Below are 18021 nucleotides of genomic sequence, written 5' to 3'. Positions count from 1 at the left end.
GCCCGCCCGTTCGGCCGCCCATGGCTCCGTCATGCCCTCACACCGGCCGTATCGCTCGCACGGAAAAACACCCCGAGCCCGAGTTCACGAGGACACCTGCCCCGATGCCTGCGAACGAGTCCGCGAAGCAGCCCGCCGAGCCGCCCCTCACCACACCGCAGAGCGTGCGAGCCTGGCTGATCTCCTCGGTCGCCGAGGCGGCCGGGCTAGACCCGCTGACCGTCGACCCGCACCGGCCGATCGCGGAGTTCGGCCTGGGATCACGCCAGTTGGTGACCCTGGCGGCCCAGCTGTCCGACCGCACCGGCCGGAAACTGAGCCCCTCGCTGGTCTTCGACCACCCGACCGTCGCAGCGCTGGCCGAGGCGGTGCTCGGCGACCCGCCCGCCGTGACAGGGCCGGCCGGCCCGTCGCGGTCCGAGACGCCCGCGCGCGCGGACGACGACATCGCGATCATCTCCATGGCGTGCCGCTTCCCGGGTGGCGCGGATGACCCCGAGGCGCTGTGGCGGCTGCTGGCCTCGGGTGCGGACGTCATCACGGAAGTGCCGCCCGGCCGTTGGAAGACCCAGGGGCTGTACGACCCCGACCCGGAGGCCACCGGCACGGCCTATTCGCTGCGCGGCGGCTATCTGACCGGCATCGACCGTTTCGACGCGGCCTTCTTCGGGATCTCCCCGCGCGAGGCCGCGGCCATGGACCCGCAGCAGCGGCTGCTCCTGCAGACCGCCTGGGAGACCATCGAGGGCGCCGGAATCGTGCCGGGCACGCTGAACGGCAGCTCGACCGGCGTCTACGTCGGCCTGTACGACAGCGGCTACCTCGCCTCCGCCTCACTGGGGCAGCTCGACGGTCATGTCGGCACGGGCTCGGCGTCCAGTGTGGCCTCCGGACGCATCGCCTACTCCCTCGGCCTGCAGGGACCGGCGGTCACCGTCGACACCGCCTGCTCGTCCTCGCTCGTCGCCCTGCATCTGGCGGCGCGGGCGCTGGCGGGAGGCGAGTGCGACCTGGCGCTGGCCGGTGGTGCGTCGCTGCTGGTGACGCCGCGCGCTCATGTCGAGTTCAGCAGGCTGCGCGGGCTGTCGCCGTCCGGGCGGTGCAGTCCGTTCTCCGCGGATGCGGACGGGGTCGTGTGGGCCGAGGGCTGCGGCCTGGTGCTGCTCAAGCGGCTCCCGGACGCTCGCCGGGACGGCGACCGCATCCTTGCCGTGATCAAGGGGTCCGCGATCAACCAGGACGGGCGCAGCCAGGGACTGAGCGCCCCGAACGGCCCGGCGCAGGAGCGGGTGCTGCGCGCTGCCCTGGACGCGGCCGGACTGCAGCCGGGCGACCTGGACCACGTCGAGACCCACGGCACCGGCACGCCCCTGGGCGACCCCATCGAAGTCCGCGCGCTGGCCGCCGTCTTCGGGCCCGACCGCCCCGCGGACCGGCCCCTCGGCATCGGCTCGCTCAAGTCGAACATCGGTCACGCGCAGGCCGCGGCGGGCATCGGCGGCATCATCAAGACCGTGCTGGCGCTCCAGCACGGCGTGCTCCCCGCGACACTGCATGCCGCTACTCCGACCGGGCACGTCGACTGGGCGGACAGCGGCCTGCGCCTGGTCTGCGGCCCCCGGGAGTGGCCTCGGGACGGGGAGCGGGTGCGGCGGGCCGGTGTGAGTGCGTTCGGGATCAGCGGGACGAACGCGCACGTGGTTCTGGAGGAGGCGCCGCAGGATTCGGCCCAGCCCGGCGCCGACGAGCCGACGGGGCAGACTCTCTTCCCGCTCTCCGCCCGCAGCCCTGAGGCCCTTCGCGGACAGGCGGAACGCCTCCGGCAGGCCCTCGCGCGGCAACCGCAGCTGCCGCTGTCCGCCGTGGCGTCGACACTCACCCACCACCGCACGCACTTCGAGCACCGGGCCGTCCTACGGGCGGGCGGCCGCGACGAACTGCTCGCCGCCCTGCACGGACTTGCGGCGGCGGAACCGGACCCGGACCGGACCGTGGGCCCACAACAGGCGCTCCCGACCGGGAAGTTGGCCTTCGTCTTTCCCGGCCAGGGTGCCCAGTGGGCGGGCATGGCCCGCGATCTGCTCGACAGCGACCCGGTCTTCGCCGACGAGCTCGACCGCTGCGACGCGGCCCTGCGACCGTTCACCACCTGGTCGGTCACGTCCGTCCTGCGGGGCGAAGCCGCAGCCCCCTCGCTGGAGCGTGTCGATGTCGTCCAGCCGGTCCTGTTCGCCGTGATGGTGTCCCTGGCCGCCGTGTGGCGGGCGCGCGGTATACGCCCGGACGCGGTGATCGGGCACAGCCAGGGCGAGGTCGCCGCGGCCTGTGTCGCCGGGGCGCTCAGCCTCAACGACGCCGCGGCCGTGGTCGCCCTGCGCAGCCAGGCCCTGACCGAGCTGTCCGGCACCGGAACCATGGCGGTCGTCGCCCTCCCGCACACCGAGGTCGAGCCCCTCCTTGCCGCGCTGGACGGCCGGGTATCGATCGCCGCCGTGAACAGCGGCCGCTCCACCGTCATCGCCGGCGACGTCGAACCACTCGAGACCCTCCTCGCCGACCTCGGCCGGCGCCAGGTGTTCGCGCGCCGTCTCGACGTCGACTACGCCTCCCACAGCGCCCACGTCGACCCGGTCCGCGCGACGATCCTCGACGAACTCGACGGCGTCATCACGTATCCGACGTCCGTCGCCTGGTACTCGACGGTCACCGGCGAACCGGTCACCGACGAGCTGGAGGCCGACTACTGGTACACCAACCTGCGCGAGCCGGTCCGCTTCGGGCCGACCGTGCAGCGGATGGCGGCCGACGGCTACCGCTGCTTCGTCGAACTGAGTCCCCACCCCTCCCTGCTCACCGCCGTCACCACCGTCGGCGAGGACCACGGCCACGACCTGGTCGCCGTCGGATCGCTGCGCCGCGACGAACCCGGACCCGTCTGCCTGGACCGCGCGACCGCCGAACTCCACGTCCAGGGCCGCCCGATCGACTGGCGGCGCCTGGTCCCCGTCACCGCGGCCGCCGACCTGCCGACGTACGCCTGGGACGCACAGCGCCACTGGACCGAACCCGAGACCGCCGCAGCGGGACCCGCCCTCTTCGACCGCGCCGCCCACCCGGTCCTCGGCATCCAGCTGCAGTCGGCCGACGCCTCCCGCTGGACCTTCCGGGGCGAGTGGTCCCCGGCCACCGCCGCCTGGCTGCCGGACCACACCGTGTTCGGGCAGACGGTGGTGTCGGGCACCACCCTGATGGAGCTGTGCCGCGCCGCGCTCGCCGTCGCCCGCCCCGACGCTCCCGACGACCTGGCCGACCTGCTGCTGCTAGCCCCCCTGACCCTGCCCGCCTCCGGCACGGTCGAGGTGTCGGTCGAGGTGGACGCCTCCGCCCCCGTACCGGAGATCACCGTGCACAGCCGCCCGCGCGGCCGGGAGACGGCGGAGTGGACCCTGCACGCCACCGCGTCGGCGGCCGAACCCGGCCCCGGACCGGGCACACCGCCGCCCGTGTGGCCGCAGGCGGCCGAGGAGGTCTGGGGCGAGGACACGTACGACCGGCTCGCCGCGCTCGGGCTGGGCTACGGCCCGGCCTTCCGGGGCGTGCGCTCGGTGGTCGCGACCGGCGGGGACGAGGTGCTGGCGCGGCTCGCGCTGCCCCCTGTGACCGGTGACGCGGCCGAGGCGTATCCGGTGCATCCGGCACTCCTGGATGCCGCGTTGCAGGCGGCCGCCGCGTTCGACGCGTCGGCGGGGCGGGCTCTGCTGCCGGTGGCGGTGGGCCGCTGTGTCCTCCCGCCGGGCGGGGCGAGCGAGCTGACCGCGATGGTGCGCCGCACCGGTGGCTCCGGGACGGACCTCCTCCTGGACGTGACGCTGTGGGACGCGGACGGCATCCCGGCGGGCCGCCTTGACGGCGTACGGCTACGGGCCGCCGACCCGGCGGACCTGCGCGCGGGCTCGGAGCACGCCCGGCACCTGTACGAAGTGGCCTGGACCGCGCTGCCCGAAGCGCCCGCCGCAGGCGAGCGGGCGGCGTCCTGGACGGTGATCGGTGACCGCTCGGACCCGGACGTCGAGGCGATCGCACGCGGCCTCACAGCGGCGGGAGTCGAACTGCGCGAATCGGGTGCCGACATCGTCGTACGGGTGTGGCCGCGGGCGGCGGCGGACGCCGAAACGGCCGCTGTGGCGGGCGAGTTGGCGGCCCGAGCGCTCACGGAGGTGCAGGAACTCATCGCCCTCGCGACCGACGGGGCGCCCGCGCGGACCCTCTGGGTGACCCGCGGTGCGGTCGCTACCGGTGACGGCGACACGGTGCCGGGCCTGGCGCAGTCGGTGCTGTGGGGCCTGGCCCGCAGCACCCGCAGCGAGCACCCGGACCTGGGACTGACCCTGCTCGACCTGGACGGCGGCATCGACGGGGACGATGCCGCGACTGCGATATCGGCCGCTGTCACTCACGGCGATGAGGGTGAACTCGCTCTGAGGCAGGGCGAGGTGCTGGCGCCACGGCTGGTGCGCGCCCGCCCGGCCGACGTGCTGCGGACCCCGGCCGGGGACTGCTACCAGCTGACCGGCCTTCCGGCCGACGCCACCCTGCGCCCGGCGGCGCGTCGGGCGCTCGGTCCCGCCCAGGTGCGGATCGAGGTGCACGCCGTCGGCCTGCCTCCCACGCACACCTCCTGCGCCGGTGTGCTCACCGAGGTCGGCTCCGAGGTGGAGGGTCTGGCGCCCGGCACGCGGGGCGTCGTCCTGACCGGCGCCACGCCCGGCTCCGAGCTCGTCGCGGACGCGCGGCTGGTCGCCGTGGTTCCGGACGACCTGCCGTTCACGACTGCGGTCGCCGTGTCCCTCGTGCCCGCGGCGCCGGGATGTGGGCCCGGCGCGCGGGGCGACGTGCTCGCCGGCGCCACGCCCGGCTCCGAGCTCGTCGCGGACGCGCGGCCGGTCGCCGGGGTTCCGGACGACCTGCCGTTCACGGTCGCGGCCGCCGTGTCTCCCGGGGCGGCCGAGGGCGAGCGGTTGGCCGAGGCCCTGCGCGCCGCCGTGCACGCACCCGTACATCCGCAGGTCTTCCCGGTCACCGCCGTGCGCGAGGCGGTGCGCCGCCGCAAGGCGTCCGGCCGTCCCGTCGTCCTCGACCTCGTCGGCCGTCCCGCTCTCGTGCCCACCGACGGCACGGTGCTGATCACCGGCGGCCTGGGCGCGGTCGGCCGGCAGATCGCCCGCCTGCTGGCCGAACAGGGCGTACCGCGGCTGCTGCTGACGTCCCGTCAAGGGGCGGCCGACCCTCGGGCAGCCGAGGTCGTCGCGGAGTTGTCCGCACTCGGTGCCGACGTCGAGGTGGGCTCCTGCGACGTCGCGGACGCGACCGCCCTGGCCGGTGTGCTGGCCGGCGTCGGCGAGGCATTGCCGTTGCGCGGTGTGGTGCACTGCGCCGGAGTCCTGGCCGACGGCGTGCTCGCCGAGCTGACTCCCGAACGACTCGCGCAGGTGCTGCGCCCGAAGGTCGACGGCGCCGCCCATCTGCACCGGATGACCGCCGGGCTGCCGCTGGAGCTGTTCCTGCTGATCTCGTCGGCCGCCGGTGTCGTCGGCAACGCCGGGCAGGCCAACTACGCGGCCGCCAACGTCTACCTCGACCAACTGGCGCACCACCGCAGGGCGCTGGGCCTGCCCGCCGTCTCGATCTCCTTCGGCGCCTGGGCCGGCGAGGGCCTTGCCGCCGAACACGCCGACCTGGAGCGGATGGCCCGCCTGGGCCACCGGGCCCTCACCCCCGAGCAGGGCCGCGCCCTCGTGGAACTCTCCCTGCGCCGCCGCACACCGCACCTGCTCGCCTGGCACCTGGACCTGCCCCGCCTGCGCGACAACGCTGCCGCCACCGGCACACTGTGGACCTCCCTGCTGTCCTCGCCCCGCCCCGACCGGCAGATCGGCCGAGGACTGGCCGACCGTCTGGCCCGGCTGACGGACAGCGAACGCGCCGCCCGGGTCCTGGAGTTGGTGTGCGAGGAGGCAGCCCGCGCCCTGGGGCTGCCCTCGTCCCGGTCCGTCCGCCCCGACCAGCCGCTGCGCGACCTCGGCATGGACTCGGTGACGGCTGTCGACCTGCGCAACCGCCTCGGCACCCGCATCGGCGTCCGGCTGCCCGCCACCCTGCTCTTCGACCACCCCACTCCCGCCCGCCTCGCCGATCACCTGCTGGCCACCGCGCTCGCACCGGACGGCGGCAGGCTCCGCCACGCCGCGCCGGACGGGCAGCAGGTCCGCACGACCGCGCCCGCCTCCGACGAGCCGGTGGCCGTCATCGCCACGGCCTGCCGCCTGCCGGGCGCGGCCGACTCCCCGCAGGACCTGTGGCGGCTGGTCGCGGAGGGCCGCGACGCGGTGGGGCCGTTCCCGGCCGGGCGCTGGGACGTGGAGTCGCTGTACGACCCCGACCCGGAGGCGCCGGGCAAGTCGTACGCCCGCGAAGGCGGCTTCCTCGACGACATCGACGCCTTCGACGCGGCGTTCTTCGGCATCACACCGAACGAGGCCGCGGCCATGGACCCGCAGCAGCGGCTGCTGCTGGAGACGGCCTGGGAGTCCGTGGAACGCGCCGGGATCGTGCCCGCCGAACTGGCGGGCAGCACCACCGGCGTGTACGTCGGTATGTTCGCCGGCGACTATCTCGCCGGGGCGCGGCTCGACCAGCTGGACGGCTACGTCGGCACCGGCTCGGCCCTGAGCGTGGCCTCGGGCCGGCTCGCCTACACGCTCGGGCTGAACGGCCCGGCCCTGACCGTGGACACGGCCTGCTCGTCCTCCCTGGTGGCGGTGCACCTGGCGGCGCAGGCGCTGCGCGCCGGCGAGTGCGACCTCGCCCTGGCGGGCGGGGTGACGCTCATGGTCACCCCGCAGACCTTCGTGGAGTTCAGCCGCCTGCGCGGCCTGTCCCCGACCGGCCGGTGCCGCTCCTTCTCGGATGCCGCCGACGGAGCTGTCTGGGCCGAGGGCGCCGGCATGGTCGTACTGAAGCGGCTGAGCGACGCCCGCCGCGACGGCGACGAGGTCCTGGCCGTACTGCGCGGCACCGCTGTGAACCAGGACGGCCGCAGCCAGGGGCTGTCCGCGCCGAACGGCCCGGCACAGGAACAGGTGATCCGCCGGGCCTTGGAGCTGTCCGGACTTGCCCCGGCGGACATCGACTACGTGGAGGCCCACGGGACCGGCACCACACTCGGCGACCCGATCGAGGCGAACGCCCTCGCGGAGGTCTTCGGCGCCTCGCGCCCCGCCGGCCGGCCGCTGTACCTGGGCTCGCTCAAGTCCAACATCGGCCATGCGCAGGCGGCTTCGGGCGTGGCCGGGCTGATCAAGGTGATCCAGTCGCTGCGGCACGAGATGCTGCCCCGCACGCTGCACGCCGACACCCCCAGCCGTCACGTGGACTGGGCCGACAGCGGGCTGCACGTGCTCCGGGAGGCGGTGGCCTGGCCGGCGGGTGAACGGCTGCGGCGTGCCGGAGTGAGCGCCTTCGGCATCAGCGGAACCAACGCACACGTGATCGTGGAGGAGGCACCGCCTGTCGACACACCCTCCGAGCAGGGCGAACCCGCGCCGCTCAAGCGGCTGTTCGTGCTGTCGGCGCGCACCGAGGAGGCGGTGCGCGGGCAGGCCGCCCGGCTCGCGGAGCACCTGCCCGGTGACACGGCGCTGCCGGACGTGGCCCACACCCTGGCGCTCCACCGCAGCCACTTCGAGCGGCGCACGGCGCTGGTGGCAGGTGACCGGGACGAACTGCTGGCAGAGCTGAATGAGCTGGCCGGTGGACGACGCCCCGTGACGGCGCGTCGCGAGGAGCCGTCCGGCAAGGTGGCCTTCGTCTTCGCCGGGCACGGCGGCCAATGGCCCGGTATGGGCCTGCAGTTGGCGGCCGACTCGGATGCCTTCCGCGAGGAGCTGGCCCGCGTGGACGAGGAGGTCCGCCGGCACGTGGGCTGGTCGGTCCTCGACGTACTGCGCGCGCCGGAAGAGCTTGCGCCGCTGGGCCGGACCGAGTACCTGCAGCCGACCCTTTTCGCCGTCAACGCGGCGTTGGCCGCCGCCTGGCGCGCACTCGGTGTCGCACCGGACGCCGTGGTCGGACACAGCCTGGGTGAGATCGCGGCAGCATACAGCGCGGGCGCCCTGACGCTCGAGGAGGCCGTGGCGGTGGTGTGCGGCCGGGCCCGGGCGGCCGTACCGCTGGTCGGCAAGGGCGGCATGCTCGCCCTGGAGCTCCCGCGCACCCGGGCGGAGGAGCTGCTGGAGCCGTATGCGGGGCGGCTGTTCGTCGCGGCGGTCAACAGCGGGCAGTCCACGGCCGTGTCCGGCGACGCGGACGCGCTGAGCGACCTGCTCGGCCAGTGCCAGGAGCAGCAGATCGCCGTCCGGCGGCTGTCCACCCCGTTCGCCTCGCACACCCCCCTGATGGCAGCGCTGCGCGACGACCTGTTCGACCGCATCCGCACCGTCCGGGGTACGCCGACCGGGACGCCGCTGTACTCGACCGTGACGGCAGAGCCCGAGCCGGGAGACGGGCTGGATGCCGGGTATTGGTACCGCAACCTCAGTGAGCCGGTCCGCTTCAAGGACACGATCCGGCGGATGCTGGACGACGGGTACCGGTACTTCGTCGAGCTCAGCCCGCACCCCTCGCTCGGCTCCGCCATCGAGTCGGTCGCCGCAGAAGCCGGAATCGACGCCGTCAGCATCGCCTCCCTGCGCCGAGAGGAGGGCGCTCTCGACGACCTGCTGCGCAGGGTGGGGGAGTTGTACACGGCCGGCCACATCCCCGACTGGCAGGCCCTCTGCCCGGCCGGGCGCCGCGTCGACCTGCCCACCTACGCCTTCGCCCGCGAGCGCCACTGGCGCACGCCGGCCGCCTCGACAGGCGGCCTCTCGCCACTGCTGGGCACACACATCGAGGCCAGCGACGAGGCGGACCGCCACATCTTCCAGACCGAGATCGACCTGCGCGACGGCCGCTTCGCCTATCTCACCGACCACCGCGTCACCGGCGAGGTCTGGCTGCCCGCCGCGGCCTTCCTGGACATGGCGGTCGAGGCCGCATCAGCCGTGCAGGGCGGCGGCGAAGTGGCACTGGCCGACGTCAGGTTCGACCAGCCGCTGCGTCTGGACGCGCAGCGGCCGGTGCGGCTGCAACTGGTCCTGCGGCCCGCCGCGGACGACTCGCGTCACTTCACCATCGCCTCGGCGGCAGCCTCCGCGCGCTGGGAGCGCCATGTCACCGGGCGCGTCACCCCGTTGAGCGGCGACCGAGCGCCGGACGAGCGCGAATCGCCGGCTGCCCTGCGCGAACAGTGCGGCCAAGAGGCCGACCTGTCCGCCGTCTACGCCCAACTCGCCGCCCTCGGCATCGCATACGGCCCCGCCTTCCGCGGTCTGGAGCAGGCCCGTTCCGGCGACTCGACCGCATGGGCAAGGCTTGCCCCGCGGCCCGCCACCGGTCATCTGCTGCACCCGGCCGTCCTCGACGCCGCCTTCCATACGGCCGCCCTGCCGCACGACACACCCGAAGGCCGGGCCTTCGTACCCGCCGGAGCCGGACGGCTGCACTTCACCGGACGCAGGACGACTCCCGTATGGACCACGTGCCGACTGCGCTCCGTGGACGGCGACAGAGCAACCCTCGACCTGCGACTGTACGACGAACACGAACAACTCCTGCTCGCCGTCGAGGAGTTCGAGCTCGCCGCGCTCTCCCCCCTGGACGGCGCACTGTTCGAGACCCGCTGGCAGCCGCGCCCGCCCGCCAAACAGACGCCTGCCCAGGGCAGTTGGCTGATCCTGGCGGACGGGACGGGCGTCGCCGCCGAACTCGCCGACCGGCTCGACGCCGCTTCGGTGCCCCATGTGATCGCCCGCAGGGGCGAGGCATACGGCGTCCAGGGCCCCGGCCGGTACGTGCTCGACCCGGCCGATCCGCAGCACCTGACCCGCCTGTTCGACGACGCCTTCGTGGACGCGGCACCCGAGCGCATCGTGCAGCTGTCTGCGCTCGACGCCCCGCCGATCGGGGATTCACGTACCGAGCAGGAGGCGGCGCGGCTGTGCTGCCTGAGCACCCTGCACCTGGTACGGATGCTCACCGACCGGGCGCAGGGGCCGGCGCCCCGTCTGTTCACGGTCGTCCGGGGCAGTCAGGCCGCCGGCGACAGCACACAGGTGACCCGGCCCGAACAGGCCCTGGCCTGGGGCTTCGGGCTCGCCCTCGCCCAGGAGCACCCGGAGCTGAGGACCACCCTGATCGACCTGCCGCCCACGGACGGAGTGGACTCCCTGTGGACGCAACTGCGATACGCCGACGACGAACGTCTCGTCGCGCTGCGCGGCGCGGACCGCATGGTGCCGCGTCTGGTCCGCACCCGTCCGGACGACGGCGCCCGTGACGCTTTCACCTCGGACGGCGTCCACCTGATCACCGGCGGTCTCGGCGGCCTCGGCCGCGTCGTCGCCGAGCGGCTGGCACGGCGCGGCACCCGGCAGCTGGCCGTGCTGGGCCGCAGCGCGCCGAGCCCGGAAGCGGCGGCCTGGGTCAAGGGGCTGGAAGAGCGCGGCGTCACCGTGCACGTCGCCCGTGCCGACGTCGCCGACCGTGACAGCCTGACGGCCGCCCTGGTTGCCGTACGACGGGAAGCCGGACCGATCACCACGGTCGTCCACACCGCAGGCGTCCTGGACGACGCCACGGTGGCGAACCTGAGCGACGAACGCGTCCTGAACGTCCTGGGCCCCAAGGTGCTGGGCACCACCCTGCTCACCGAACTCGTCCCCGAGGCCGAGAACCTCATCCTGTTCGCCTCGGCGGCCGGCCTGTTCGGCTCGGCCGGGCAGAGCCCCTACTCGGCGGCCAACGCCTTCCTCGACGCCTGGGCCCACCACCTCTGCCTCGCGGGGAGGCGCGCGCTCAGCCTGGACTGGGGCGCGTGGACCGGCGTCGGCATGGTCGCCGCCGATGCCGGCCGGGCCGCCGAAACCAGCCGCTCGGGCCTCGTCGCCTTCACTCCCGCCGAGGGCGGCGAACTGTTCGACCGCGTCCTGGCCACCGAACGCCGCCAACTCGCCCCCCTCGCCCTGGACTGGGAGCTGCTCGCCCTCGACCCCGACGCGGCCCGCACCCGCCCCCTCCTCGCCGACCTGGCCACCGTCCCGACGGGCCCGCAAGGCTCCGACGACCTGGTCAAGCAGGTGTTCACGGCGACGACGCACGAACAGCGAACGGTACGGCTCGAGGCATATGTGCGCGCCCGCGTCGGCCAGGTCTCCGGTGGCGCTGTCGACGCCTCCGCCACCACGGCCCTGAAGGAACTGGGCCTGGACTCCCTCATGCTGGTGCGGCTGCGCAACGCCTTCGCCCGCGAACTGGGCGCCGAACTCCCGTCCGCCGCAGTCTTCTCGGCCACCGACATCCGAGGCCTCGCCCAAGCCCTGGCCACAGCCCTGCCCGAACGCAGCACAGTAGAGACCCAGACCGAAGCGGCCACCGAAGTGCCGGACAGCGAACAGCGCCCGGCCACCCGCGACGTCGTGCGCCTGCTGCGCAGCGCCCGGCCGGACATGCCGGCCGCGGCCCATGCCGTCGGCCTCGCCGTACGGCTCACCACCGCGACCACCCGTGCCACGCTCACCGGCATCCTCACCCGCCTGGCCGCCCGGCACGCAGCGCTGCGCACCGCGATCGTCACCGGCAGCGAGGCAGGCAGGCGGCTGCAGGTGGAGCGGGAGCCCGTACAGCCGCTGCTGCGTTGGACGGCCGTTCCCGCGGCCGACGAACTCGACGCCGCCGACCGGCTGCGCAGGCTGCTCGAGCCGCCGTTCGACCTCGCGCAACCCCCGCTGTGGCGGTTCGAACTCCTCGACGGCGGTGTGCGCGGCCAGATCCTGCTGTACGGCGCCCACCACGCGGTCAGTGACCTGCAGTCCCTGCTGCTGGTTGCCGCCGAGATCGACACCGAACTGTCCGGAACCTCCCTCCCCGCCACGGTCACCAACCGCGACCTGGACCTGTTGATCGAGGCGCAGCAGCCGGGGGAGGGCCCCGGAACCGGTGCGGCCGAGTGGCGCGAGGCATTCCAGGGCAGTGAGCGCCTCGACCTGACGCTCACTCACCCCCGTCCGGCCGCGCGCTCCTACCGGGCCGGCAGCGTGAGCGTGGCGATCCCCGACGGCCTCATGGCACGGGTGGCGGCGGCCGCGAGCAACCTCGCTGTGACACCCGCCGCCTTCTGCCTGGGCACCCTGACCGTGCTGCTGGCCAGGCTGCGGGAGCGGGAGCGCTTCGTCCTCGCCGTGCCGGTCGACACCCGTATCCACGCCGACGCGTTCGACGCGCTGGGCTTCTTCGGCGTACCGGTGCCCTTCCCCGCCGAGGCGAGGGCGCAGGAGCGGATCGAGGACGTGCTGCGCCGCACCGACAGCCGCCTGGAGAAGATCCTCACGAAGGGCGCCATGTTCTCGGACGTCCTGCCGGTGCTGGCCAAGCAGGGCCTGTACCGGCCCGACGCGCCACTGGTGGAGGTGTACTTCAACTACGTCCGTGCCGCGGGCAGCCTCACCGGGCTGGACGTGCTGCCGGTGGGCACGGGCTACTCCGACCTCGACCTCATGATCACCGTGACGCCGGAGGCCGGACGCATCCGGCTCGACCACAACCTCGACATCCTCGACACGGCCGCGGCCACCGGGCTGGGGGAGGAGCTGGTACGGCTGCTCGCGCAGACCGTCGAGGACGCCTCGCCGACGGTGCGTGCGACACCTGCCGCCGAACGGCCGGGCCCCGGCGAAGAGGTTGCCGCGGCAGCCGCCCCGCGCCCCGTACTCGCCCTCGCCGCCACCTTCGCCCTCGGCAACCTGCCTGTGATGTGCGAGGCGGCCCTCGACGACGGGGCGCCGGACGGCACCGCGACGACCATCGCGGAAGCCCCGTACCACCACGTGCTGGCCGGCCTGCGGGATCCGTCCGGTGTCTTCGCCGACCCGGCGACGGCAGTGGGCGTGGTGCTGCTGCGGGCGGCGGACCTGGAGCGGTTCGGGCCGGTGGACGACGCGCTGCTCGCCGAGCTGCGCACCGCCTACCCCGCCGCCCTGCGGACCCTGGCCGAGCGCACCCGTAAGGCGCTGGTCGTCGGCTTCCTGCCCGCCGCACACACCCCGGACCGCCTGCGGCGCTGGGAGTACGAACTCGCCGCCGAACTCGCCGAGTTGCCCGCGACAGCAGTGCTCGGCCCCGACGACTGGACCAGCCGGCACCCCGTAGAGGAACGCTTCGACGAACGCACCGAGCGCCTGGCCCACCTCCCCTTCACCGCGCACTTCCAGGCGGCCGTCGCCCTGCGCCTCGCCGAAGTCGTGCAGGCCGTGCGCCGCCCCGCGCCGAAGGTGATCGCGGTGGACGGCGACGAGACCCTGTGGGGCGGGGTGGCCGGGGAGATCGGCCCCGGGGCGGTGGACCTGACCGGTCCCCGGGCCCTGCTGGCACGCAGGCTGCTCGAGTGGCGTGCGGTCGGCGCGCTGCTGGTGCTGGTCAGCAACAACGACGAGGACACGGTGCGAGCGGTCCTGGACCGCCCGGACAGCTTGCTGAAGCCGGAACACTTCAGCGTGCTCTCCGCCGCCTGGGGCCCCAAGCCGGACCGCCTCGCCGAGGCGGCGCGCACGCTCAACCTCGGCCTGGACAGCTTCCTGTTCCTCGACGACAACCCCGCAGAGATCGCCAAGGTCCGCTCGGCCCTGCCCCAGGTGCTCTCGGTCACCTGCCCGCCGACCACCGAACTCGAAGCGTTCCTGGGCCGGTTGTGGCCGCTGGTGCCTCGCGCGGCGACCGCCGAGGACGCACTGCGCGCCCGCTTCTACGAACAGGAACGGCAGCGGGACACCGTCCGCGAGCAGGCCGGCTTCGAGGAGTTCCTGGCCGGGCTGCAACTGGAGGTCGACATCAGGCCCCTGACCGCCTCCGACGTCCCGCGGGCCGAGCAACTGGTGCGCCGCACCAACCAGTTCACCCTCCATCCGCGCTCCGACGACGGCCTCGACGTCGCCCGCTGGCGCGAGCACGGCGAGGTGTGGACGGCCGCAGCCCGGGACCGTTTCGGCGACTACGGCCAGATCGCCCTCCTCGCCCTGCGTGCGGACGGCGACCGACTCGACGTACCGGCCTGGCTGATGAGCTGCCGCGCCCTCGGCCGGGGCGTCGAGGAACGCCTGCTGCAGTGGCTCGCCGGCCGCGCCGAGGAACTCGGCTGCACCAAGGTCCGGTTGACCGCGCAGCGCACCGAGCGCAACGCACCGGCCCGCCGGCTGCTGGCCGGCCTGGGCGGGGGAGAGCAGGACGACGAGCGCCTGGAGTGCGTGGTCACGCCCGAACACCTGCGGGCGTTCCGCTCCTGGCAGCAGTGAAACGAAGCAGACAGCAAGAGAAAGGGACCGCGGAAATGGTTGCGGACATGGTGAAGGGCACTGATGCGTGAGATGAACGAGGACGCGTCGGCGTACGCCGGTCAGCGGGCGACGGCGGAGTCGATCGAGCGCGGCGGAGGCGGACTCAGCGTGAGCGACCTGCTGGCGAGGGTCGTGCCGGCTGCCGTGCCTGCACACTCCGCCACAGCCACGGACGGGTCGCCCGACGCGGATCCGTCTCCGGATGTCGACGTGCTGGCCGCCGTCATCGCCACGGCGGCCGGCCGCCATCTGCCCGAGGGCCATCTCTCGCCCGACACCGACTTCTTCGACGCCGGCGGCAGTTCCGTGCACGCGGTGGAACTCGTGGCGGAGCTGGAGGAGGCGCTGGGCATCGAGGTCGATCTGGACGAGGTGTTCGCCGACGCCCGCCCGAGCAGCCTCGCCCGCCGCTGGGCACGGATCCCCGGAATCAGGGCCGTTCCCCCCACGCTCACCACCGCGGAACACCCGGCGGCCGGGACGACGACTGCGCTGCCCGTCCCCTCTCCCCGCACGTCACCGCCCCCGGCCGCACGGTTCCCCGAACCTGCCCGCGCGCCGCACACCACCGCCCGCCGCGAAGACCTCGACCAGATCCTGGCCGACCTCGCCCTCGCCGACCGCCTCCCGTTCATCGCCGCTCCCGAGCCCCTGCCGCCCCGCCGGATCCTGCTCACCGGCGCGACCGGCTTCCTCGGCAGCCACATGCTGCTTGACCTGCTGCGCCACAGCGACGCCCATGTGTACTGCCTGGTCCGCGCCGCCGACGAGGAAGCGGCCGAGACCCGGCTCGGCGAGGCCCTGCGCAGCTACCGGCTGCCGTGGTCGACGGAGGTCCGCCGCCGTATCACCGTGCTGCCCGGCGACATCCGCCGCCCGCACCTGGGCCTGAACGAAGAGGAGTGGAACCGGCTCGCCCACGAACTGGACGGCATCTTGGGCGTGGCCGCGGCCGTGGACTTCCTGCGCGGCTACCAGTCACTGCGCGCCGGCAACGTCCTCGGCACCCTCGCCCTGGCCGAACTGGCGGCGGCCGGCCGCCCCAAACCCCTGCACCACATCTCCTCCATCGCCGTCTTCAACGAGGTCGGCATCACCTCCATGGGCGAGGACGACCCCCTGGCCCACGCCGACCGCCTCATCGCGGGCTACGACCAGACCAAGTGGGCGGCGGAGGTCGCGCTGCGCCGCGCCCGCGACCACGGCCTGATCGTCACCGCCCTGCGCCCGGGTGGCATCGGCGGCCACACCAAAACGGGCGCCTACAACCCCCAGGACCTCTCCAGCGGCCTGGTGTCGGCCTTCGGCCGCTTCCGCACCGTGCCCGCCTTCCGTCATCTCAACGTCGCCCCGGTGGACTGGGTCAGCCGGGTCGCGGTCGGCGTCATCTGCGAACCCGACGCCTGGGGCTTCGACTACAACCTGACCGGCGTGCCGAACACGCTCGACGACGTCGTACAGGACATGGCCCTGGGCGGCATGCATGTGCGCGTCAAGGACTGGGACGAGTGGCGCACCGACACTCTGGCCCGTCTGCAGGCCGAACCGGTACCCGAACTGACCTTCCTGTCCCGGGTGTTGCAGAGCCCCACCGCGCTGAAGCTGTGCGAGGCGACACTCAAGGGACCGGCGGCCACCGGCGAACGCACCGCGCACCTCGTCGAGGCCCTCGGCCTGCCACCGGCCACCCGCTACGACGCCCGCGCCCAGCTCAAGACGTTCGAGCGGCTGGCGGGCGACGGCCTGGCCCGGCTGCCGCACAAGGACGACCAGCCCTACCTCTGGTTCACCGAGACCACCGAGGGCCACGTGGGCCCGGTCGCAGCCCCCGCCGACACGCCCTGCTCGATGAACCTCACGCTCTCCATCGCGAGCATGCACCAGCTGGTCACCGAGCGCCGCATCGACGTCCGAGGACACCTCGCCTGCCCGGCCGTACACCCCGACCCGCTCACCGTGGAACGCGGGGACGTGTGGATCCGCCCTGAGGAGGGCATCCCCGAACGGCACGGCATGACCCACCAACTCCTGCGCTACCGGCTGCTGTTGCGCGATGCGGACGGCGGCAGCTGGTGGCTGGAGGGCCGCAAACACGCCCGCGCCCGCCGCGATGTCTGGCGCCAGACCCGCGCCCTGACCGTCGAGATCGGACGCGAGGGCGAACCCGCCCTGCTGGCCGGGGAGTTGGTCGTGCCTGCGGACAGCTACGTACGCGACCAGATCGACGGCATCAAGGTCGACCCCCGGCTGACCGGCCGGGAGCAGCGCGCCGCCAAGCTGACCTGGCTCGCCTGGTTCGGCCTCCAGATGGGCCGCGGCCTGCTCGGCCCCTTCACCCGGGCCGCCGCCGACCTCCTCGACCTGCGCCGCACCCCGCACCCCACGGAGCACAACCGATGATCTTCAAGGCGACGAAACCCACCACCAGGCCGGCCCTCCGCAAGGTCAGAACCACCCCGACCCTGCGCCCCCTGCATCACCGTCTCGACCCGCAGCGGGTCGAGGAGATTCCCTTCCACGCCCCGGACGGCGTCCGCCTCGGACTGACCCGCATCGACACCGGCGAGCGGGACCGCCCCGCGGTGCTCCTGCTGCACGGACACACGGCCTCCGCCGACATGTTCCTGCTGCCCGAGATCCGCAACCTCGTCGACGTCCTGCTCGACGACGGCTACGAGCCGTGGCTGCTGGACTGGCGCGGCAGCTGCCGCCTGCCCTACAACGCGACCGGCCAGAAATACACCTACGACGACGTCGCCCTCCACGACATCCCCGCAGCCGTCTCCCACATCCGCTCCCGCATCGGCGACGACCGTCCGCTGTTCGCCGTGGCCCACTGCATCGGCGCCCTCACCCTCTCCATGAGCATGGCGGCGGGTCTGGTCCCGGGCCTGGCGGGCGTGGTGGCGCAGGGCGTGTTCCTCACCCCGAAACTCGCGGGCCGCACCTCGCTGCGCATGTCCCTGGCCGGAGAACTGCTCAAGTCCCGCCTCGACCACATCCCCGTCGACTTCCGCACGGTGGGTCTGCGCTCCAGGTACACGCCCCTGTTCGCACTGGCCTCCCGCAAGGCGAGCTGCCCGGACCCCACCTGCCAGATCCTGCACCACTCGGCATGGGGCACCGGCGCCTCACTCTTCGTCCACGAGCACCTGACCGAGACCACCCACAACCGGCTGGCCGAACTCCTCGGCCCCGCACCCCTGTGGATCCTGCCGCACCTGCGCCGCATCGAACTGGCCCGCACCGTGGTCCGCTGGCACGACACCGACCACCGCTACGCGGCCCTGCCCGCCAACGCCCTGGACGCGGCCGGCCGCATCGACACCCCGCTGCTGCTCCTGACGGGCAGCGACAACGGCCTCTGGCTGGACTCCCAGCAGCTGTGCCGCGACGTCCTGGCCCGCCGCCACCCGCACCTGGACGTGACCTGCACCGAGATCCCCGGCTACGGCCACCTGGACACCTTCCTCGGCCGGGGCGCCGCCCTCGACGTCTTCGGGCACATCCTCGACTTCCTCGGCGAACGCCGGTGACG

General features: G+C 73.8%; 3 protein-coding genes. All 3 read left to right on the top strand.

What is annotated here, in order from left to right:
* The first annotated feature begins 104 nt into the window (after positions 1-104).
* The 3 genes from EDD92_RS02020 (at position 105) to EDD92_RS02010 (ending at position 18019) form a co-directional block, all read left to right on the top strand.
* Positions 105-14441: a type I polyketide synthase gene (locus tag EDD92_RS02020; RefSeq protein ID WP_123962589.1), complete on the top strand. Its 14337-nt coding sequence runs from the start codon at positions 105-107 to the stop codon at positions 14439-14441.
* A 63-nt stretch (positions 14442-14504) separates the two neighbouring features.
* Positions 14505-16883 (top strand): thioester reductase domain-containing protein, encoded by a 2379-nt coding sequence (locus tag EDD92_RS02015; protein WP_123962587.1) that lies wholly within the window; start codon positions 14505-14507, stop codon positions 16881-16883.
* Positions 16880-18019 (top strand): alpha/beta hydrolase, encoded by a 1140-nt coding sequence (locus tag EDD92_RS02010; protein ID WP_123962585.1) that lies wholly within the window; start codon positions 16880-16882, stop codon positions 18017-18019. Before EDD92_RS02015 ends, EDD92_RS02010 begins: the two co-directional genes overlap by 4 nt.
* The last annotated feature ends 2 nt before the right edge of the window (positions 18020-18021 follow it).

Origin of the sequence: Streptomyces sp. TLI_185 (assembly GCF_003814765.1) — a bacterium.
Taxonomy (GTDB): Bacteria; Actinomycetota; Actinomycetes; order Streptomycetales; family Streptomycetaceae; genus Streptomyces.
The sequence above is the reverse complement of the archived record's forward strand: the minus strand, read 5'-3'. Positions and strand labels throughout refer to the sequence as shown.